Annotated in this window: 3 protein-coding genes; 1 reads left to right on the plus strand and 2 read right to left on the minus strand. The window is 64.5% G+C overall.

Annotation, left to right across the window (positions count from 1 at the left end; translation table 11 throughout):
• Nucleotides 1-107: 107 nt before the first annotated feature.
• Entirely contained in the window at nt 108-22739 is a 22632-nt protein-coding gene (locus ACOOHB_RS12010; RefSeq protein ID WP_420445078.1) for a choice-of-anchor R domain-containing protein, read from the minus strand.
• A 280-nt stretch (nt 22740-23019) separates the two neighbouring features.
• Complete coding sequence (locus ACOOHB_RS12015) at nt 23020-23226, minus strand: hypothetical protein (RefSeq protein ID WP_420445079.1); 207 nt, start codon at nt 23224-23226, stop codon at nt 23020-23022.
• A gap of 163 nt (nt 23227-23389) precedes the next feature.
• On the opposite strand from ACOOHB_RS12015, the gene ACOOHB_RS12020 reads away from it, so the two are divergent.
• On the plus strand, nt 23390-23890 hold the full coding sequence (locus ACOOHB_RS12020) for a hypothetical protein (RefSeq protein WP_420445080.1): 501 nt from the start codon (nt 23390-23392) through the stop codon (nt 23888-23890).
• The last annotated feature ends 1 nt before the right edge of the window (nt 23891 follow it).

The raw sequence follows: 23891 nt of genomic DNA on the forward strand, positions 1-23891 counted from the left end.
CGCGGCAGCGTGAAGGCCGGACGCTGAAGAGTCTCGAATGTTGCGAACCCAAAACCGCAGGTCAGAGGCTTGCGTATCTTGCCAGACCCATCTCTGCTAGCACCTTGCTAGTTGCCGGGCAGGGTGTCGAAGTTGGTGACGCGGTTTCTGCCGAAATCGAATCCTTGATCCAGCGATGCCTGTACGTAATACCTGGTGCCCGGTTCGAGGCCGGTGAGGGTGACCGTGGCGGTGCTCGACGAGACACGCACGTAGCGGTATTGCCACCCGATCGTGTTGGTGGCGTAGCCGAAGTACACCCAGGTGTTGTCGGCGTTGTCGATCGGCACGGTGACCGTTGCGGTGGTGGTCCCGATGGCGGTCACTGCGATGTCGCCGAGCGTGATCGCCGGCGCGGTACCGGCGCAGTTGGGCTCGGAGAGCTCGGTCGGCTGGGGCGTGACGGTTATGCGGTTGTTGCCCGAGGCGGTGTGGTCATAGCCAACAAGCAAGCTGGAGGAATACACCGGTTCGGCGTCGTCGCGGATCGTGACGATCCGGTACTCGCGCCTGATCGTGACGAATGCGCCGTTGCCTGATTCTGCGGAGCTCAGCGACACTCCTGAGGGCTGCGTGGTGTATTCGGTGCCGTCGTCGCCTACATAAGTTCTGGAGTGGCCCAGGTCCACGAAGCTGAGCTGGGATGGATCTACCGAAAACTCGTCGCCGGCATGGCGCGCCGTTGCCTGTTCGAAGTCCCACTCGTTGACTTTGGACCAGAACGTCAGCCGGTCCACCCCAGCAGGGTCGGCGTAGCAGTAGTGGGTACGCCGCTCCACCCGGTAGCCCACCACTTCGTCGACCTGGGCCACCGGAGCGTCCCATGCCAGCCGCACACGGGCCTGCACGTAGCCGTTGGTCTCAGTGACCACTGTGGTCGCGGTTGGGCCGCCGCCCTTGGTGACCTCCACATTGGTCACCGCAAGACCCGGATCGTCGGCCGTTCGCACTGCGACGGTCGGGACGCTGATGAGCGACTCGGAATGGCCGGCCTGATCGGTGAAGCTGACACGCACCTTGATGGTGGCTCCCTCGTCGGCTGGGGCCAGCTGGTAGCTCTGGTTAGTGGCATTGGGGATGTCGGTATCGGTGCCGCTGCTGGTGCGGATCCACTGATAGTTGAACTGCACCCCCGACAGTCCGTCGGCATCGGTGATCCCCGACACCGACGCGGTCACGGTCTCGTCCACCTGAGCAGTGCCCGAGATCGTCGGAGCCCCCATCGCAGAACTGTTGACTACAGCAGCGGCGAGCACCACCACGGTCGGGACGCTGATGAGCGACTCGGAATGGCCGGCCTGATCGGTGAAGCTGACACGCACCTTGATGGTGGCTCCCTCGTCGGCTGGGGCCAGCTGGTAGGTCTGGTTAGTGGCATTGGGGATGTCGGTATCGGTGCCGCTGCTGGTGCGGATCCACTGATAGTTGAACTGCACCCCCGACAGTCCGTCGGCATCGGTGATCCCCGACACCGACGCGGTCACGGTCTCGTCCACCTGAGCAGTGCCCGAGATCGTCGGAGCCCCCATCGCAGAACTGTTTGTGGTGTCGTCCACGCTGACGGCCACACTGTCGATGCTCAGCCCGTCGTAATCGTCGTCGCTCTGGGCATCGTCCACCGTGTGGGTCACCGTCGCGGTGTCATCGGCCTTGTCGGCATCGGCGGCCGCACTCACCGTCACCGTCTGCGCCGTGGACCAGTTCAACGCCGTGAACGTCAGGGTGGAGGGCGACACCGACACGTCGCCGTCACCGCTCACCGCCACATCGATCACCACATCAGAGCCCGGCGCCACCTCCAGCACCACGTCATACCCGGCACTGGAACCCTCATCGACACCGAGCTCGGTGGGCGACACCGACACCCCCACATCGTCATCGTCCACACTCACGGCCACACTGTCGATCGACAAGCCGTCGTAATCATCATCGCTCTGGGAATCGTCCACCGTATGGGTCACCGTCGCGGTGTCATCGACCTTGTCGGCATCGGCGGCCGCACTCACCGTCACCGTCTGCGCCGTCGACCAGTTCAACGCCGTGAACGTCAACGTCGCCGGTGACACCGACACGTCGCCGTCACCCGTCACCGCCACATCGATCACCACATCAGAGCCCGGCGCCACCTCCAGCACCACGTCATACCCGGCACTGGAACCCTCACCGACACCGAGCTCGGTGGGCGACACCGACACCCCCACATCGTCATCGTCCACACTCACGGCCACACTGTCGATCGACAAGCCGTCGTAATCATCATCGCTCTGGGAATCGTCCACCGTATGGGTCACCGTCGCGGTGTCATCGACCTTGTCGGCATCGGCGGCCGCACTCACCGTCACCGTCTGCGCCGTCGACCAGTTCAACGCCGTGAACGTCAACGTCGCCGGTGACACCGACACGTCGCCGTCACCCGTCACCGCCACATCGATCACCACATCAGAGCCCGGCGCCACCTCGAGCACAACGTCATAACCGGCACTGGAACCCTCACCGACACCGAGCTCGGTCGGCGACACCGACACCCCCACATCGTCATCGTCCACACTCACGGCCACACTGTCGATGCTCAGCCCGTCGTAATCATCGTCGCTCTGGGAATCGTCCACCGTATGGGTCACCGTCGCGGTGTCATCGACCTTGTCGGCATCGGCGGCCGCACTCACCGTCACCGTCTGCGCCGTGGACCAGTTCAACGCCGTGAACGTCAGGGTGGAGGGCGACACCGACACGTCGCCGTCACCGCTCACCGCCACATCGATCACCACATCGGAGCCCGGCGCCACCTCGAGCACCACGTCATACCCGGCACTGGAACCCTCACCGACACCGAGCTCGGTGGGCGACACCGACACCCCCACATCGTCATCGTCCACACTCACGGCCACACTGTCGATGCTCAGCCCGTCGTAATCATCGTCGCTCTGGGAATCGTCCACCGTATGGGTCACCGTCGCGGTGTCATCGACCTTGTCGGCATCGGCGGCCGCACTCACCGTCACCGTCTGCGCCGTCGACCAGTTCAACGCCGTGAACGTCAACGTCGCCGGTGACACCGACACGTCGCCGTCACCCGTCACCGCCACATCGATCACCACATCAGAGCCCGGCGCCACCTCCAGCACCACGTCATACCCGGCACTGGAACCCTCACCGACACCGAGCTCGGTCGGCGACACCGACACCCCCACATCGTCATCGTCCACACTCACGGCCACACTGTCGATCGACAAGCCGTCGTAATCATCGTCGCTCTGGGAATCGTCCACCGTATGGGTCACCGTCGCGGCGTCATCGACCCTGTCGGCATCCGCGGCCGCGGACACCGTCACCGTCTGCGCGGTCGACCAGTTCAACGCCGTGAACGTCAGGGTGGAGGGCGACACCGACACGTCGCCGTCGCCGCTCACTGCCACATCGATCACCACATCGGAGCCCGGCGCCACCTCGAGCACCACGTCATACCCGGCACTGGAACCCTCATCCACACCGAGCTCGGTCGGCGACACCGACACCCCCACATCGTCATCGTCCACACTCACGGCCACACTGTCGATCGACAAGCCGTCGTAATCATCATCGCTCTGGGAATCGTCCACCGTATGGGTCACCGTCGCGGCGTCATCGACCCTGTCGGCATCCGCGGCCGCACTCACCGTCACCGTCTGCACGGTGGACCAGTTCAACGCCGTGAACGTCAACGTCGCCGGCGACACCGACACGTCGCCGTCACCCGTCACCGCCACATCGATCACCACATCGGAGCCCGGCGCCACCTCGAGCACCACGTCATACCCGGCACTGGAACCCTCATCCACACCCAACTCCGTGGGCGACACCGACACCCCCACATCGTCATCGTCCACGCTCACGGCCACACTGTCGATGCTCAGCCCGTCGTAATCATCGTCGCTCTGGGAATCGTCCACCGTGTGGGTCACCGTCGCGGTGTCATCGACCTTGTCGGCATCCGCGGCCGCACTCACCGTCACCGTCTGCACGGTGGACCAGTTCAACGCCGTGAACGTCAGGGTGGAGGGCGACACCGTCACGTCGCCGTCACCCGTTACTGCCACATCGATCACCACATCGGAGCCCGGCGCCACCTCGAGCACCACGTCATACCCGGCACTGGAACCCTCATCCACACCCAACTCCGTGGGCGACACCGACACCCCCACATCGTCGTCGTCCACGCTCACGGCCACACTGTCGATCGGCACGCCGTCGTAATCGTCGTCGCTCTGGGAATCGTCCACGGTGTGGGTCACCGTCGCGGTGTCATCGGCCTTGTCGTCATCCGCGGCCGCACTCACCGTCACCGTCTGGGCCATGTTCCAGTCCGACGACGTGAACGTCAATGACGCCGTCGACCCAAAATTCACACCGTCAGTGCTCACCTGCACATCGCTGTCACCCGTCACCGCCACATCGATCACCACATCAGAAGCCGGCGCAACGTTCAGCACCACCGTGTAGGTGCCCGTGCCGCCCTCGCCCACCGCCAGCTCCGACACCGACACCGTCGGGCCATCGTCATCGACCACCGTCACCGCCACGCCGTCCACGCTGGCCAGCGCCACATACTCCAACGCGCTGTTATTGGAGCCGTGGCTGAACTCGGCCTCCACGGCGTGACTGATGGCCGCCGAGTCCGCGACCACGTCAGCGTCATCAGCGGCCGCGGTCACCGTCACCGTCTGCGGCGTCGACCAGTTCGACGTGTAGAAGACCAGCTGCTCAGGGCTAACGGTCACACCCGAGTCGTCCTCGGCAGTAACCGACACCGCCACCGGCGTCGACGGCAACGCGTCAAGCACGACCGTGTAGGTGCTGTCGGCAATGTCGTTGCTGCCGGTGCTGCCCTCAGCCATCTCCAACGTCGCCGGCGACACCGTCACCCCCGCCGACGTGTCGTCATCCGCCACCACAACGCTGCGGGTGAGCGACGAGACCTCGGCCACATACTCCGCCGCGCTGCCCGCCGCCACCGTAAGAACGAGGCTCTCGGTCTCATGGACCTGATTGACGTCTTGAGCCGCAGCCACCGTCACGATCTGAGGGGTCTCCCAGTTTGACGGCGTGAACAGCAAGCTGACCGACGAAGCAAAATTCCCATCAGTGCTCACCGTCAAAGCGCCGCTGGCGTTGACGTTGACCGTCACGTTCGCGGTCGGCGCAGCGGACATGGCGACCTTGAAGTCCTTCGTGCCGCCCTCGAGCACCGCGGCTCCGCCGTCAAAGTTCGCAGTCACAAACACGATGGTGATGTCGGGGACGGTCACCGGCAGATCCGCGGTCACACCCACGTACTCAGCAGCACTGCCCGCAGCAACCGCATGACGGATCTTCGCCGCGACATCAGCGCCGTTGTCATCAGCAGGCGACAACACCGTCACCACCTGCGGAGTCGACCAATTCGACGCATCGAACGTCAAGCTGGCCGTCGTGCCGAACGTGCCGTCAGTGCTCACCGTCACTGTCTCATATGACGCCAGGTCCTGCACCGTGATGTCCACCGTCACATCGGCGGTGGGCTGCGAGTCCAGCGCCACCGTGTAGGACACACCGGTCTGCCCCTCGGCGGCAAAATCCGACGACGACGTCGACAACGTCAGCCCCACCGAACTGCTGTCGTCCACCGTCACGTCCACACTGGCGATCGGCACGCCGTCGTAAGCGTTGTCGCTGCTGGCGTCGTTCACCGCGTGCGTCACCGTCGCGGTGTCATCGACGCTGTCGTCATCGGCCGCGGCGCTGACCGTCACCGTCTGCACGGTCGCCCAGTCCGACGACGTGAACGTCAAGGTCGCCGTCGACCCAAAATTCACACCGTCAGTGCTCACCTGCACATCGCTGTCGCTGCCATCGCCAAACGCCACATCAATCACCACATCCGACGTCGGCGCGACGTTCAGCACCACCGTGTAGGTCCCCGTGCCGCCCTCGCCCACCGCCAGCTCCGACACCGACACCGTCGGGCCGTCGTCATCGACCACCGTCACATCCACGCCGTCCACACTGGCCAGCGCCACATACTCCAACGCGCTGTACTTGGAACCGGCGCTGAACACGGCTGCAACGGCGTGACTGATGGCCACCGAGTCCGCGACCATGTCTGCGTCACCCGCAGCGGTCACCGTCACCGTCTGGGGCGTATTCCAGTTCCCCGTGTCGAACACCAACTCGTCGAGGTCCACGGTCACATCAGAACCGTCCTCAGCAACAACCGACACCGCCACCGGCGTCGACGGCAACGCGTCAAGCACAACCATGTAGGTGCTGCCGGCAATGTCGTTGCTGCCGGTGCTGCCCTCAGCCACCTCCAACGTCGCCGGCGACACCGTCACCCCCGCACCGGTGTCGTCATCAGCCACAACAACGCTGCGGGTTTGCGCCGTGAACTTGGCCACATACTCCGCCGCGCTGCCAGCCGCCACCGTAGTTCTGAGACTCTCGGTCTCATGGACCTGGTTGCCGTCGTCCTGGGCTGCGGACACCGTCACGATCTGGTCGGTCTCCCAGTTTGACGGCGTGAACAACAAGCTGACCGACGATGCAAAATTCCCATCAGTGCTCACCGTCAAAGCGCCGCTGGCAGCGATGTCGACCGTCACGTTCGCGGTCGGCACAGCGGACAGGGCGACCTCGAAGTCCTTCGAGCCGCCCTCGAGCACCGTGTTTCCGCCATCAAAGATCGTAGTCACGAACAAGATGGTGAAGTCGAGGACGGTCACCGGCAGATCCGCAGTCACACCCACGTACTCAGCAGCACTGCCCGCAGCAACTGTATGGCGGATCTTCGCCGCGACATCAGCGCCGTTGTCATCAACAGGCGACTTCACCGTCACCACCTGCGGAGTCGACCAATTCGACGAATCGAACGTCAAGCTGGCCGTCGTGCCAAACGTGCCGTCAGTGCTCACCGTCACTGTCTCATGCGACTCAAGATCCACCAGCGTGATATCCACCGTCACCTCACCAGACGGCTCCGAATCCAGCTCCACCGAGTAGGACACACCGTTCTGCCCCTCATGGGTAAACGCCAGCGACGTCTTCGACAACGTCAGCCCCACGGGGTCGTCGTCGTCCACCGTCACGTCCACGCTGGCGATCGACAGCCCGTCGAACGCATCGTCGCTGCTGGCGTCGTCGACGGTGTGGGTCACCATCGCCGTGTCATCGACACTGTCGTCGTCCCCCGCAGCCTTCACCGTCACCGTCTGCACGGTCGCCCAGTTCGACGACGTGAACGTCAGCGTCGCCGTCGCCGCAAAATTCACGGCGTCGGTGCTCACCGACACATCGCTGTCGCTGCCATCGCCAAACGCCACATCGACCACCACATCCGAGCCCGGCGCCAGCCCCAGCACCACCGTGTAGGAGCCCGTACCGGCCTCAACCACCGCCAGCTCCGACACCGACACGATCACCTTCGAATCGTCGTCGGCCACGGTCACCGCGACACTGGGGATCGGCACGCCGTCGTAGTTGTTGTCGCTCTGGGCATCGTCGACGGTGTGAGTCACCGTCGCGGTGTCATCGACGCTGTCGTCATCGGCCGCGGCGCTGACCGTCACCGTCTGCACGGTGCTCCAAGTCGACGACGTGAACGTCAAGGTCGCGGTCGACCCAAAATTCACACCGTCGGTGCTCACCGACACATCGCCGTCGCTGCCATCGCCAAACGCCACGTCGATCACCACATCCGACGTCGGCGCGACATTCAGCACCACCGTGTAGGTCCCCGTGCCGCCCTCGCCCACCGCCAGCTCCGACACCGACACCGACGGGCCGTCGTCATCGACCACCGTCACATCCACGCCGTCCACGCTGGCCAGCGCCACATACTCCAACGCGCTGTAAAGGTCGAAGAGGCTGAAGTACCTGGCCTCGACGGCGTGACTGATGGCCACCGAGTCCGCGACCATGTCAGCGTCACCCGCAGCAGTCACTGTCACCGTCTGGGGCGTATTCCAGTTCCCCGTTTCGAACACCAACCGCTCGAGGTCCACGGTCACATCAGAACCGTCCTCAGCAACAACCGACACAGCCACCGGCGTCGACGGCAACGCATCCAGCACCACCGTGTAGGTGCTGCCGACACTGTCGCCCTCTTCGACCTCCAACGACACCGGCGACACCGTCACCCCCGCACCGGTGTCGTCATCAGCCACAACAACGCTGCGGGTGAACGACGAGAACTTAGCCACATACTCCGCCGCGCTGCCAGCCGCCACCGTAGTTGTGAGACTCTCGGTCTCATGGACCTGGTTGCCGTCGTCCTGGGCTGCGGACACCGTCACTATCTGAGCGGTCTCCCAGTTTGACGGCGTGAACAGCAAGCTGACCGACGATGCAAAATTCCCATCAGTGCTCACCGTCAAAGCGCCGCTGGCAGCGATGTCGACCGTCACGTTCGCGGTCGGCAGAACGGTCAGGACGACCTCGAAGTCCTCCGAGCCGCCCTCCAACACCGCGGCTCCGCCATCAAATTTCGTAGTCACGAACAAGAAGGTGAAGTCGGGGACGGTCACCGGCAGATCCGCAGTCACACCCACGTACTCAGCAGCACTGCCCGCAGCAACCGTATGACGGATCTTCGCCGCGACATCAGCGCCGTTGTCATCAACAGGCGACAACACCGTCACCACCTGCGGAGTCGACCAATTCGACGAATCGAACGTCAAGCTGGCCGTCGTGCCAAACGTGCCGTCAGTGCTCACCGTCACTGTCTCATACGACTCAAGATCCACCAGCGTGATATCCACCGTCACCTCACCAGACGGCTCCGAATCCAGCTTCACCGAGTACGTCAAACCGTTGGTCTGCCCCTCGGTGTGAAAATCCAACGACGTCGTCGACAGCGTCAGCCCCACGGGGTCGTCGTCAGTCACCTCCACCGTCACGCTGGCAATGGACACGCCGTCGTACTCATCCGCACTGTCGTCGTCATTCACCGTGTGCGTCACCGTCGCGGTGTCATTGACGCTGTCGTCATCGGCCGCGGCACTGACCGTCACCGTCTGCTCGGCGCTCCAAGTCGACGACGTGAACGTCAAGGTCGCCGTCGACCCAAAATTCACACCGTCAGTGCTCACCTCCACATCGCTGTCGCTGCCATCGCCAAACGCCACATCGATCACCACATCCGACGTCGGCTCAGCACCCAGCACCACGGTGTATGTGCCCGTTCCGGCCTCGTTCAGGGCCAGCTCCGACACCGACACCGTCACCGCGTCGCTGCCCGTTTCGTCGTCAGTCACCGTCACCGACACACTGTCGACGGACACGCTGTCGTACTCATCGGCACTGTTGGCGGCGTTGACCGCGTGCGTCACCGTCGCGGTGTCATCTGTGCTGTCAACGTCCTGGCCGGCGCTGACCGTCACGTCCTGGGCGGCCGCCCAGTTCTGCGGCGTGAACGTCAGCGACGCCGGCAAAACCGTCACATCGCTGTCGCTGCCATCGCCAAACCCGACATCGATCACCACATCCGACGTCGGCGCCAGCCCCAGCGCCACCGTGTATGTGCCCGTATCGCCCTCGTCCACCGTCAGCGACGTCTCCGACACCACCACTGCCGGCAGTGCCGCGCCGGCTATCTCAAGCTGCATGTATCTCGTCGGCACCGTACTGGCGGTGGTAGTGCCGACGGTTATCTGTTCGCTGTGGGGCAGCGACCAGCCCATGGCGCTGCCATCATCGAGGCCGCTGGCAGCCGTGCCCCATATCTCGATTGCCGGATCGCTGTTGGCGGAACGCTGAAGCTCGAAGAAGTACGAGGTGTCGGCCGCGAGATTGCACGAGGCCGTCGCGACGAACAGATTCACGGCCCCAGGCACATAGTGCGCCGGCGCGCTCAGCGTGCACACCGCCTCGCCGGATACGTAGCCAAGGGTGGCGTCGGAGACCGCCGAGTTGATGACCGCCGTGATCTCCCCGGAAGGGGCATCTGTGTAGGACCGCGGCACGACGCCGACGCTGGCGAGTTCGTAGCCCCCGCTGTTCGACCCGGTGGCGAAGGCCTGGGCCGCCTTCCGGAAAGCCGATCTGAAGTTGAGAAGTTCGTCTCGGTCCTGACCGGTGTTGGCGGCCAGCGTCGAAGCCTCATCATCGACGACGATGACGGCGACATCAGCGGCGGTCACCGCCGAATACTCCGACGCCGTGCCATGGACGACGGCATGGGAGACCGTCGCCAGGCTGTGCCGCAGATCGTCGTCATCGGCTGCGCTGACCATGACCGTCTTGGGGGTCTGCCAATCGGTAGCGCTGAACGTCAGGCTCGACGGCGACACCGTCACATCACCGGTGACGCTCACATTGACCGTCACCGAAGCCGACGGCCTCGCATTGAGCGCCACCGTGTAGGTGCCCGAACCGCCTTCGGGAACCGACAGCAGCGCCTCCGACACCGTCACCCCCGGGACGCCCTCAACGACGGTCACCTCAACGCTGGCGCCCGCACCGCGCAAGTACTCAGGTGAGCTGCCGTCGGCCACCGAAACCGAGACCGTCTCGGTCGGGCTGGACGCCGTGGCCAGGTCGAAATTCAATGCGCTCACCGTGACCGGCTGCGGGATGTCCCAATCAGACAAGGTGAACATCAGCGACCCCGACGACAGCGTCAGACCACCGCCCACGCTCAACTCGACAGTCACATTCCCAGCCGGCTCATGGGCCAACTCCACCTCGAGCGTGCCCACTCCGAACTCCGTCACCTCCAACGACATCGGCGACACACCAATACCCGGCACAGCCGCCGCACCCCCCCGGATCTCAAGGCCAAAGGCCTCAAGCTGGTCGCAATGCTCCCAGCGGTCATCTACGCCATCGAACACAACGCAATCGCGTCGCATCCGCCAGCCGTCGGCTGAATCGGCGTCGACATAGGGCGACGTAATGTGCTGCGCGTACCTCATGAGGACGGCATGGTTCGATTCGCCGAGGAGTTCCGCGTCAACGAGGTAGCGGGTATTGGGAGCAAGCGCGGGACACGAAGCAGGCACAACGAAGACGTTCTCGCCATTCTCGACATAGGAATCCGGGCTGACAAGCGTGCACACCACCTCGCCAGGTATGGGGCCTCTGAGGAACTCAACTAAGCCGGGTTGCCAGATCTGAGCCGGGACGGCCTCAGCGATCGTCACCTCAACCGCCAACGTCGATGTGTCACCCTGGGATAGGCCGAAGTAGCCCAAGAACCACAGGCTCACTGAGGCGACCCGGTAGCCGGACCATTGTGGGCCGGTAGTGAACTCCTGGACACGATGAGGGACATTGGCAGTCAATCCGAGGACCTCACCTCCAGACAAGGCGTCCACGTTGCCCACCAGCTTGGTGGTGTCGTTGTCGGCCACGGTCACCACCACGGCGTGGGCAGCCATGTCGGCGTACTCGGCGGCGCTGTCGGCAACCTTGACAGTGAGATTCACAACTGCGAGGTCGTCGGCAGTCTCAGCGTCTTCGGCGGCGGTAACCGTCACGGTCTGCGGGGTGGCCCAAGTGGACGACGAGAACGTGAGCGACGCCGGCGCCACCGTCACATCGCTGCTGCCGCCCAGCTTCGCCACCTCGATCACCACATCGGCAGTGGGCTCAGTCGCCAGCGCCACCGTGTAGGTGCCGTTGGTGCCCTCGCCCACCGTCAACGCCGACGGCGCCACCACCCCCGGCAACGCCGCCCCGGCTATCTCAAGCTGGGCGTAGGACGAGAAAGACCTGGGGTCGCCGTCGGTCACGCGTTCTAGCCTGACGGGCAGCGACCATCCCATGGCGCTGCCATCATCGAGGTCGCTCGTTCCGTTGCTCCATATTTCCGCTCCCGGGTAGTTGTGGTCGGAACGCTGAAGCTGGAGGAAATACGTGGTGTCGGGCGCCAGATGGCACGTCTCGGTCGCGATGAACAAGTTGACGGCACCGTTCACGTAGCGGGCTGGAACGGCCAGCGTGCACACTGCCTCGCCGGCAACTATGTAAGGGTTGGAAAAGGGGACAGCCGTCGTGATGACGGCCGTGATCTCTCCCGTGGAGCCCGCAGAGTAGTTCCGCAGATTGAGGCCGACGCTGGCGAGGTCGTACCCCCCGCTGCTCGGCCCGGTGACGAAGCTCTGGGCCGTTTTCCGTGCCACCCCGGTGAATACATAAAAGTCCCCTGGCTTCTGACCGACGTTGGCCAAAAGCGTTGAAGCCTCGTCATCGACGACGGTGACAGCGACATCGCCGGCGGTCACCGCCGAATACTCCGACGCCGTGCCATGGACGACTGCATGGGAGACCGTCGCCAGGCTGTACAGCAGATCGTCGTCGTCGGCTGCGCTGACCATGACCGTCTTGGGGGTCTGCCAATCGGTAGCGCTGAACGTCAAGCTCGACGGCGACACCGTCACATCACCTGTGGCGCTCACATTGACCGTCACCGACGCCGACGGCCGCGCATCCAACGCCACCGTATAAGCGCCCGACCCGCCCTCGGGAACCGACAGCACCGCCTTGGACACGGTCACCCCCGCGACACCCTCTACTACGGTCACCTCCACGCCCGCGTCCGCAACGCGCACGTACTCAGGCGAACTGCCCTCAGCCACCGCCAACGACACCGTCTCGGTCGGGCTGACCGCCGTGGCGAGGTCGAAATTCAATGCGCTCACGGTGACCGGCTGCGGGATGTCCCAATCAGACAAGGTGAACATCAGCGACCCCGACGACAGCGTCAGACCATCGCCCACGCTCAACTCGACCGTCACATTCCCAGCCGGCTCATAGGCCAACTCCACCTCGAGCGTGCCCACGCCGAACTCCGTCACCTCCAACGACATCGGCGACACACCAATACCCGGCACAGCCGCCGCACCCCCCCGGATCTCAAGGCCAAAAGCCTCATGCTGGTCGCAATCCTCCCAGCGGTCATCGGCGATCTCGAACAGAGTGCAATCGCGTCGCATCCGCCAGCCGTCGGCTGAATCGGCGTCGACATAGGGCGGAAAATCGTGCTGCGCGTACCTCATGAGGACGGCATGGTTCGATTCGCCGAGGAGTTCCGCGTCAACGAGGTAGCGGGTATTGGGAGCAAGCGCGGGACACGAAGCAGGCACAACGAAGACGTTCTCGCCATTCTCGACATAGGAATCCGGGCTGACAAGCGTGCACACCACCTCGCCAGGTATGTGGCCGCTGTAGTACACATCGTTGTTCCCCCAGATCTGAGCCGGGACGGCCTCAGCGATCGTCACCTCAACCGCCAACGTCGATGTGTCACCCTGGGACAAGCCGAAGTAGCCCTGGAACCACAGGCTGACTGAGGCGACCCGGTAGCCGGACCCTTGTGGGCCGGTAGTGAACTCCTGGACACGATGAGGGAAACTGGCAGTCAGTCCGAGGACGTCACCTCCAGAAAAGGCGTCCACGTTGCCCGCCAGCTTGGTGGTGTCGTTCTCGGCCACGGTCACCACCACGGCGTGGGCAGCCATGTCGGCGTACTCGGCGGCGCTGTCGGCGACCTTGACAGTGAGATTCACAACTGCGAGGTCGTCGGCAGTGTCAGCGTCTTCGGCGCCGGTAACCGTCACGGTCTGCGGGGTGGCCCAAGTCGACGGCGAGAACGTCAGCGACGCCGGCAACACCGTCACATCGCTGCTGCCGCCCAGCTTCGCCAACTCGATCACCACATCGGAAGTGGGCTCAGTCGCCAGCGCCACCGTGTAGGTGCCGTCAGTGCCCTCGCCCACCGTCAACGCCGACGGCGCAAACACCCCCGGCAACGCCGCCCCGGTTATCTCGAGCTGCATGAATTCGCCAAAGGACCGAAGGGAGGCATCTGATCGATTACGCCTCCGGACTTTGATCGGCAGCGACCAGCCCGGGGCGCTGTCATCATCGGCGCTAACAAGCGGCGTCAGCCATACGCGCAACGTCTCGTCGTTGTCGTCAGTACGCCGGAGCTCGAAGAAATATGTGGTATCGGCCGCCAGATGGCACGACTCCGTCGCGGTGAACAGGTTCACGGCGCCAAGCACATACTTCGCCGGCGCGGTCAGCGTGCACACAACATCGCCGGGTACGTGACTGCCGGGGGAGGCCGCTGCCATGATGACCGCCGCTATCTTTCCGGCGGATCCAGCACCGTGTGTAAATGGCACGATGCCCACATTGGCGAGCTCAAAGCCCCCGCTGCCCGGCCCGGTAGTGAAAGCCTGATTCAGCTCTCTTGCTTCACGGCTAAGAAAGACGCGGCTGGCTCCCCTCAAGCCGGTGTTGTCGAAAAGCGTCGATGCCTCGTCGTCGATGACAGTGACAGCGACATCGCCGGCGGTCACCGCCGAATACTCCGACGCCGTGCCGTGATTCACCGCATGAGAGACCGTCACCAACTCATACAGCAGGTTGTCGTCAGGAGCCGCGCTGACCATGACCGACTGGGGACGAAACCAATCACTCGCACTGAACGTCAGCGAGGACGGCGACACCGTCACACCGCCAGTGACGGTCGCATCCACCGTCACCGAAGCCGACGGCCTCGCATCGAGAACCACCGTGTACACAGCCGAGCCGCCCTCGGGCACCAGCAGCGATGTCGGCGACACCGTCACACCCGGGACGCCCTCAACGACCGTCACCTCCACGCTCTTGCCCGCAATGCCCACGTACTCCGGCGAGCTCCCCTCAGCCACCGCAAGAGAGACCATCTCGGTCGGGCTGGTCGCCGTGGACAGGTCGAAATTCAACGCGCTGATCGTGACCGTCTGCGGGGTGTTCCAATCAGCCGGCGTGAACGTCAGCGACGGTGACGACACCGTCAAATCACTGTTCTCCATGACGCTGATGTCGACGATCACATCCACGGCCGGCTCTGTGGTCAGCGCTGCCGTGAAGGAACCCTCCCCGAACTCGGTGACCTCCATCGCAGACATCGATACGTCCAAGCCAGGCACGGCCCCAACACCGCCCCGGACCTCAAAGCCGAGCAAGACGAATTCATTGCACTCTCCCCAGGCGTCATGCTGACTGCTGAAGTAGATGCACTCTGGGACAGTCCTCCAGCCGGGGACTGAATCGACGTCGACATATGGTGCGGCATCGTGGCCATAGTCCTTCAGGCCCACGCTGTGGTTCGAAGTGCTGAGGCGCTCCACCACGATGAGATACCAGGCATCGGGGGCGAGCGGCGGACACGAATCGGGCGCGGCGAACACGTTTTCGCCATTCTCGACATAGGAATCCGGGCTCACGAGCGTGCACACCGCCTCGCTAGGAAGGTAGGTGTCCAGGAGATCACCGGGATGGAACAAGTTTTGGGGAACTTGGGCTGGGACGGCCTCAAAAATCGTCACCTCAACCGCCAGCGTCGGCGTCTCCCCCTGCGCCAATCCGAAGTATCCGTTGAACCACACACTGGCCGATCCGGCCCGGTAGCCGGACTCTTGCGGACCAGTGCGGAACCGTTGTCCCCTCTTCGTGGTATTGGCCGTCAATGCGACACCTTCGTTTCCGAAGACGCTGTTCACCGTGTTGCCCACCAGCTTGATGGTGTCGTTGTCGGCCACGGTCACCACCACGATGGCGACGGCCACTTCGTCGTACTCGTTGGCGCTGTTGGCGGCGTCGACGGTGTGGGTCACCACCGCGAGGTCGTCGGCGGTGTCGTCGTCTTCGGCGGCGGTGACCGTCACGATCTGCGGGGCTGACCAGTTCGACACCGTAAACGTCAACGTCAACGGCGACGACGACAGCGCCACGTCGCTGCTGCCGCCCAGCTTCGCCGCCTCGATCACCACATCGGAGGCAGGTGCAGCCGCCAGCACCACCGTGTAGGTGCCGGAGCTGCCCTCGCCCACCGTCAGCGCCGACGTCGACACGACCACCGCGGGAGCAGTCGCGGCCACCTCGACGGTGGCGGCGCTGATCAGCGTGTAGCTGTGGTCTTCGTCGTCGTCAAAGCTCGCCTTGACCTTGATGGTGGTGCCCGAGTCGGCGGGGGCGAGGGTGTAGGTCTGTTGGGTGGCCATGGGGATGTCGGTGTCGGAGCCGCTGCTGGTACGCACCCACTGGTACGAGAACTCGGCGCGGTCCAGGCCGTCGCCGTCGGCGATGGCTGACGTGTCGGCGGTGAGGATCTCGCCGACCGTGGGGGTGCCCAAGATCGTGGGCACGCCCGTCGGAGCCTTGTCGGGCTGCACGACCAGCGTGGTGCCTCGGACCTCGATCATGCTGGCGAGGGACTCCGAGTTCCAGGCACCGCTCGACTGCACGAAATCGCGGCGGGTGGCGGCGACCGTGAATCCGGTGGCCGGATCGATGGTGTCCTGCGAGTCGCTCGCGGTCTTGTTCAACGAGATCGTCTGGGAGGTGCCGTTGGACCGTTCGAGCACGAAGTGGTACGACGTCGACGCCAAGAGCCGCGGGCAGGCGTCGTCGTCGGTTGTGGGCGCGTCGAAGTACTGCACACCGGAGCCGACGAAGGCGTCCGGGTGGGTGAGCGTGCACAGCACATCTCCGGGATTGCCGCTGGCGTCGAACTCGTTGAGCGTCGCGGTCAGCTCGCTGCCCGGCTGCGAGCTGGCGTGGATCTCGTCGAACCTGATGCCCACCGAGGTCAGCTCGTAGCCGCCGGCGTTGGCGCCGGTTGTGAACGCCTGGGCGCGTTTGGGACGCCCGGTGCCCAAATTGCTCACGCTGGAATCAGCGGTCTGGCCGGTGTTCGCAACCAGCGTGCCGATGACCGCCGCGGCTTTGACTTCGATCACTTGCGCTTGATTGGGCGTGACCTGCCAGGAGTTGGAGTACCAGATGTTCTCGTCTGCGACCGTCCATCCGGTAACAGGGTCGAGGGCGTCCTCGGCGGTGCTGTGGACAATGCCCACATGGGTTGCGGTGGTGGTACTGCCTTCCACCCTGGCTACGGCGGCATAGGTGGTGTTGGGGGCCAGCGTCGGGCACAAGCTGCCGCTTGTGGGCGGGCGGAACCTCTGCACGCTTAATTGGGTGAAAATGGCCGGGTCGTCGAGTGTGCACAGCAAAGTGCCGGGATTGCCGTCCTCGGCCATCTCATAGAGCCTTACCGCGACCCCTTCCGCCATCGCGAGATTGGCGAAGGAGAAGTAGAACCCGATGGAGTCCAGCACATAGCCGTGCAGGCTCGGCCCGGTCGTGAATGCCTGTCCGCGGCGAGGAATACCGGTGTTGATCGCCAGGAGGCCAATGTCTGCAACAGTGGTGTTCTTGACCTGGGTCAGCACTTCGGTGGATTCGGGCGGGGGCGTGACCTCCACAGAGACGGCGCTGGTGAGGGGGTACTCCTCGAACCCGGCGTGGTCGTTGAAGATCACCCGGACCTTGAGCTGTTTGCCGATGTCGTCGTCGACGGGGTAGTACACCTGCGCGTTCGCACCGCCGATGTCGGTCTCGTTGCCGCCGTCGACGCGGATCCACTGGAAGTAGCCGAACGACTCCGCCGACACGCCGTTGCCGTCGGAGATCGCCGACACGTCCGCCGTCACCGGCTGGGTCACCTGCACATTCCCCGACACCACTGGATCGCCCGTCACCGCGGATGGCACCGCCCGCAACGACAGCTCCACCGCCTCCATGTCGCTCCACCTCGCGCCCTGCGAAGGTTTGGTCCAACTGGTTGTGGACTGGCTCAAGGAGTCGGTTCCGGACCCGAGCGAATAGACGTACTGCGACCCCGAAGCGTCCAGGACAAGTTCCCAGTTCGTCGCCACGCTGTCGGACACCAGCGGCGACACGATGGCGGTCAACGTGTCCTGGGCTATCGGAAGGAGATTCAGCTCTTTGACCCGGTAGCGGGTCGGCCCGTAGTCGAAGTCGTCATCGTCGAGTGAGCTTGACGGGAAGTCCGTGGCGTCGGTGTCGTACCCGAACCGGTTGGTGGCCTCGGTGACCGTGGCGGTGCCCGACCAGAACTGGCGACCGGTGCGTCCGCCGGGCAGGTCGTAGGCGTACAGCTTGTCGTCGTCGGGGTCTGCCACCCACAGCACACGGCCGTCGAACCACAGACCGTGCGCTTTGGCGTTGGCCCCACGCAGGTTGATGTTCTTGGCCGTGTCCTCAGACCCGTCAGAGAGCTTGTACGCATACACACGGCGGTCCTCGCGGTCCACCACGAACATCGTCTCCCCGTTCGACCACAGCCCCCGCGGCTGGGAATTGTTCGTCGATCCAGACCCGCTGTTCTGGTGCAGCTCATCGAAGTCCTTGGCCGTGTCACGCGAGCCGTCGGAACGCTTGTAGGCATAGATCTTGTTGTTGGTGCCGCCTGCGTCGTTGGACACCCACACCGTGTTCGCATCGCACCACAAACCCTCAGGACTGCTGTTGTTGCTGTGCAGCGAGATGTCCTTGTCGGCGTCGCGGGAGCGGTCCGACATCTTGTACCCATACACCTTGTCGTCGCCGGAGTCGGCCACGAACATCGTCGTCCCGTCAGAACACAGGCCCGTGGGCACGTTGTTGCCCGCCGCGTCCAGAGTGTTGAAGTCCTTGCCGGTGTCACGGCCGCCGTCGCGGCGGCGATACGCAAAGATCTTTTCCGACCCCGACACATTGCTCGCCACCCAGATCGTCTCGGCGTTGCCCCACACGCCCGTCGGCACGATCTGGTGGCCGGCAACCGAGATGTCCGACGTCCGCTGCGACCCCGGCGCAGCAGCAGCCGACACCTGCGCGGTGGCCACGCTGGTGAGCGACTCGGAGAAACCTGCCTCGTCGGCGAAGCTCACCCTCACCTTGATGGTGCTGCCCTCGTCTTGCGCACCGAGGGTGTAGGACTGCGACGACGCGTGCGCGATGTCGGTATCGGTGCCCTCGCTGGTGCGCACCCACCGGAACGTGTACTCAACCCCTGACAGGCCGTCTTCGTCGTTGATTCCCGACGCGAGCGCGATCAGGGTCTGGCCCACCCGGGCCGTGCCCGAGATCGCGGGCGCGCCCGTCGCGGGGATGCTGGTGCGCTCCTTCGAGGTGCCCCGGACCTCGATCATGTGGACATTGGACTGCGACACCCACCCAGCGCCCGACTTCAGTAGGCCATCGTTGGCGATCCTCCAGCCGGTGGCCGGGGTGAGGATGTCGTCTGAGCTGACGCCGGATCTCGTCAACCAGATGTCCTGGGTGGTCGCGTTGGCCCGCTCGACGACGACGAAGTAGGTCCCGATCGGAGGGAGGCGCGGGCAGGCACGCTCGATTTCGGCGGGAGCATCGAAGAAATGCACTCCCGAGGCGCCGAACTCCGACGGATTGGTGAACGTGCACAGCACGCCGCCGGGATTGCCGCCGGCGCCGAACTCGTTGAGCGTCACGGTCAGCTCAGTGCCCGGACTCGAGCCGGCCTGGATCTTGCCGAACCTGATGCCGACCGAACTCAGCACGTAGCCGCCGTCGTTGTTACCGGTCGTGAAGGCCTGGGCGCGCTGGGCGATGCCGGTGTCCAGAGTCTCCGCGATGCCGCTCACGTTCCGGCCGGTGTTGCTCACCTGCGTGCCGATGACCGCCCCGGCATCGACCTCGATGAAATACGCCGAGTTGTCGGTGACCGACCATGAATCGCTGCCGAGGTCATAGCTGAGACGCGAGTCTGCGATGGTCCATCCGGTGGGGGGATCGAGGGTGTCCTCGGCGCCGGTGGAGGTGTAGCCGACGTTGGTGGCAGGAATCGAGGAGCCGGTCAGTCTGACTGCGGCGGCATAGGTGGTGTTGGCGGCAAGCGTCTGGCACGGGCTGTCACCGGTGGGCGCGTCGAACGTCTGGACGCCTGAGTTGGCGAACGAGGCTGGGTCGTCGAGCGTGCACAGCGCATCGCCTGGACGACCGTTGCCGTCCATCTCATAGAGCTTCACTTCGGCGCTGCCCCGAGATCCGACGCCGGGGAAGGCAAGGTGGAACCCGACGGAGTCCAGCGCGTAGCCATGGAGGTTCGATCCGGTCGTGAACGCCTGCCCGAGGTGAGTCTGGCTATGGCTCAGCCCTGTCGTGCCCGCAGACGTCTGGCCGGTGTTGCGGACCTGGGTGGTCACCGCGGTGGTTCGCCGGGGTGCCACCACCGCGCTGGCCGCGCTGGTGAGCGGGTACTCCTCGAAACCGGCGTAGTCGTTGAACACCACCCGCACCTTGAGCCGCTTGCCGACGTCGAGGTCGGTCAGGTAGTAGGCGGCGTCGGTGGCGCCCTCGATATCGGTCTCGTTGGCGTCGTCGTCGACGTGGATCCACTGGAAGGCGCCGAACGAATCCGCCGACACGCCGTTGTCATCGGCGATCGCCGACACATCCGCGGTCACCACCTGGCCGACCTGAAGGATGCCCCCCACCTTGGGCCCCCTCTTCGCCGCCGCCGGCACCGCCCGCAACGACAGCTCCACCGACTCGGAGTCGCTCCAACCCGCCGGCGTGGGCCAAGTGGCGTGTGCTGGATCTAGTGGATCAGTGGCAAGGGGGTTGTGAGTCGAGGCGGTGGGCGACGATGCGATCGGATGGACGTGCTTCGACGCATCCGAGACCAGCTCCCACTTGTTCCACACGCCCGTGACCGCCCGCGGCACCAGCTCGGCGAATATCTGGTAGAACCCTCCGCCGAGGGGGGTGACGCTCACGCGACTGAAGGTGTAGGTGGTCGGCCCGTAGTCGAAGTCGCCGCCGTCGAGAGAGCTTGACGGAAAGCCCGAAGCGTCGGCGTCGTACCCGATCACGGGATTGTTCGTCGGGTGGTAGGTCGCGCTCTCGGTGACCGTGGCTGTGCCCGACCAGAACTGGCGACCGGTGCGGGCGCCGGGCAGGTCGTAGGCGTACAGCTTGTCGTCGTCGGGGTCTGACACCCACAGCACCCGCCCGTCGAACCACAGGCCGCGCGCGGTGGTGTTGGCGGCGCCTAGATCGATGTTCTTGGCCGTGTCCTCAGACCCATCAGAGAACTTGTACGCATACACCCGGCGGTCCTCGCGGTCCACCACGAACATCGTCTCCCCGTTCGACCACAGCCCCCGCGGCTGGGAATTGTTCGTCGATCCAGACCCGCTGCTCTGGTGCAGCTCATCGAATTCCTTGGCCGTGTCACGCGAGCCGTCGGAGCGCTTGTAGGCATAGATCTTGTTGTTGGTGCCGCCTGCGTCGTTGGACACCCACACCGTGTTGGCATCGCACCACAAACCCTCAGGACTGCTGTTGTTGCTGTGCAGCGAGATGTCCTTGTCGGCGTCGCGGGAGCGGTCCGACATCTTGTAGGCGTACACCTTGTCGTCGCCGGCGTCGGCCACGAACATCGTGGTCCCGTCAGAACACAGCCCCGTGGGATCGTTGTTGTTCGCCGCGTTCAGAGTGTCGAAGTCCTTGCCGGTGTCAGGGCTGCCGTCGCTGCGGCGATACGCGAAGATCTTGTCCAGCGCATGCATCGAGTTGTTCGCCACCCAGATCGTTTCGGCGTTGCCCCACACGCCCGTCGGCCAGCCCGCACCGCTCAGCGCGAAGTCGGTCGTCCGCCGCGACCCCGGCACCGCAGCAGCCGACACCTCCGCCGTGGCCGCGCTGGTGAGCGACTCGTCGAAGCTGAGGTCGTCGGCGAAGCTCACCCGCACCTTGATGGTGCTGCCCTCGTCTTGCGCACCGAGGGTGTAGGACTGCGACGACGCATGCGCGATATCGGTGTCGGTGCCCCCGCTGGTGCGGATCCACCGGAACTCGAATTCGGCTGTCGTGAGGCCGTCGGCGTCGTCGATTCCCGACGTGAGCGCGATCAGGGTCTGGCCCACCTGGGCTGTGCCCGAGATGGCGGGCGCACCTGTGGGCGCGGTGTTCTGGGCCACGTCGACGGCTGCGCTGGTGAGCGACTCGTCGAAGCCGAGGTCGTCGGTGAAGCTCACCTTTACCTTGACCGACTTGCCCTCGTCGGCGGGGCCCAAGGTGTAGGTGGCGTTGGTGGCGGACGGGATGTCGGCGTCAGTGCCGCCGTCGACGCGGATCCACTGGTAGGAGTACTCGACGTCGTCGAGGCCGTCGGTGTCGGTGATCCCCGAGGTGTCGGCGGTGAGGACCTGTCCGGCCTTGGGGGTGCCGGTGATCGAGGGTGCGCCCATGGCGTCGGTGTTGACATGGCCCTTCACGTCGATCACGTGGGACGTGGTGAACTGTGTGACCCAGGAGGAACCGCCGTAACGATGACGGTTGTGGGAAATGGTCCAGCCCGCGGCACCCCCCTCGTCTTCCGCATCGGAGGACGTTTCTGCCAGGGCGATCGTGTTGATGTTGTTGTTTGCCCGTGCAACTGCCACGGCATAGGTCGTGCTGGCGCTCAATTTCGGGCATGTGCCGGAATCGCCAGTGGGCGCCGCGAAGTAGTGCGTCCCCGCAGCGGTGAGGTCAGACGGATTGGTGAGCGTGCAGAGCTCACCTGCGGGGCGGTTGTTGTTCGCGGTATCGACCGACTGGAGGGTGACGGTCAGCTCATCGCCGGCGTCTGAACCTGAGTCGATAGTCTCGAATCTGATGCCGATGGAGTCCAGGACGTAGCCATCGCTGGACGAGCCGGTGGTGAAGGCCTGAGCCCGCCTCGGAGTCCCTGAATTCAGCACGTAACTGCCGGGTGCACTCTGACCGGTGTTCTTGACCAGGGTGATGGCTGAGACCATCTGCGCCTCGGCGGGACGCTGTTCGGCAGCGATGCCAACGAGACCCGCCGCTGCGAAAGCCAGCACCGCGCAGGCCGCGAGCGGGCGTCTGTGCGACCTGGCGAGGGATACCGACACGCGTCGACGCATCACACTTGACGCTGGACGGTTGGGCCTCTACCCATTCTGCGGGGGGGGGGGGGGTACCAACGTCATGGCGGATCTCCAGAAACCGGTGCTACCTGCACCGGATTGCTGCCATGCATTCTAGAGCATGTATGCGTCTATACCATAAAAACATGATCTGAGATGAACGTTGGCGGCGCGCTGAATCCGAGCTATTCAGCAGACACCGTCCACCCGATGTCTAGGAGCCGGCTGTGCGCGAGTTGATGTCAGCCACCGCATCAATCAGCGCGCTTGTCTCGATCTTTATGACGCCCAAAGTGGTCTTGATCTGCCCCAGCTCGCGATCCACCTTGTCGAAGCGACCGTCCGACTTGTCAAGACGCTGATTGAGGCGACCCTCCATTGCCTCCAAGTGGGCCATCACAGCGTCAGGTGCAGTTGCCATGTTCGAACATTAGGCATCGTAGCGCGACCGGAGCTCATGATTTATTGCACTCAGTCGATGTCGAGCGTGGCCAGTTCTGCCCAGCCATGGTGAACCCCTGCCTTGCCGATCCACTGGGCTGGGCGGACATGTGTTGGAGGTTGCAAGACATACTGGGGACGCCATGACCGCTGAAGAACGACTGCAGACCATCCGGTTGATTCACGATTCGCCGTTGCGGATCGTGCTTTCGGTGACGGGCGGCGGGGTGCTGGCGCTGAGCGACCTGCTGACGATTCCGGGCGGCTCGCGCACGATCCTTGAGGCCGGCGTCCCGTACTCGGTGAAATCGCTCTATGAGCTGATGGGCTCAGAACTTGAGCCGCACGTCTCCGACGACGCGGCGCTGGCGATGGCCGACGGCTGCCTGGCCCGGGCCCAGTACCTCGTCTCGACACCGAAGCCTGGAACCGAGCCGTGGCCGCTCGCCGGCATCTCGTGCACAGCCGCGCTGGTGACTGATCCGCCGCGACGGGGCGAAGACCGGGCACACATCGCCGCAGTCAGTGGCTCGGGCATCCGGATCGCCCGCAAGATCACCTACGACACCGACGACCGAATCGCCCAAGACCGCCAGACCTCCGACGCTCTGCTCGAACTCATCGCCGAGGTCGCCAAGGGCTGAG

This window comes from Candidatus Poriferisodalis sp., from assembly GCF_965215815.1.
GTDB lineage: Bacteria > Actinomycetota > Acidimicrobiia > Acidimicrobiales > Poriferisodalaceae > Poriferisodalis.

Excerpts from the sequence above, each read along its gene's own strand:
- ACOOHB_RS12015 (WP_420445079.1), bottom strand. The coding sequence starts at position 23,226 with ATGGCAACTGCACCTGACGCTGTGATGGCCCACTTGGAGGCAATGGAG.
- ACOOHB_RS12020 (WP_420445080.1), top strand. The coding sequence starts at position 23,390 with ATGACCGCTGAAGAACGACTGCAGACCATCCGGTTGATTCACGATTCG.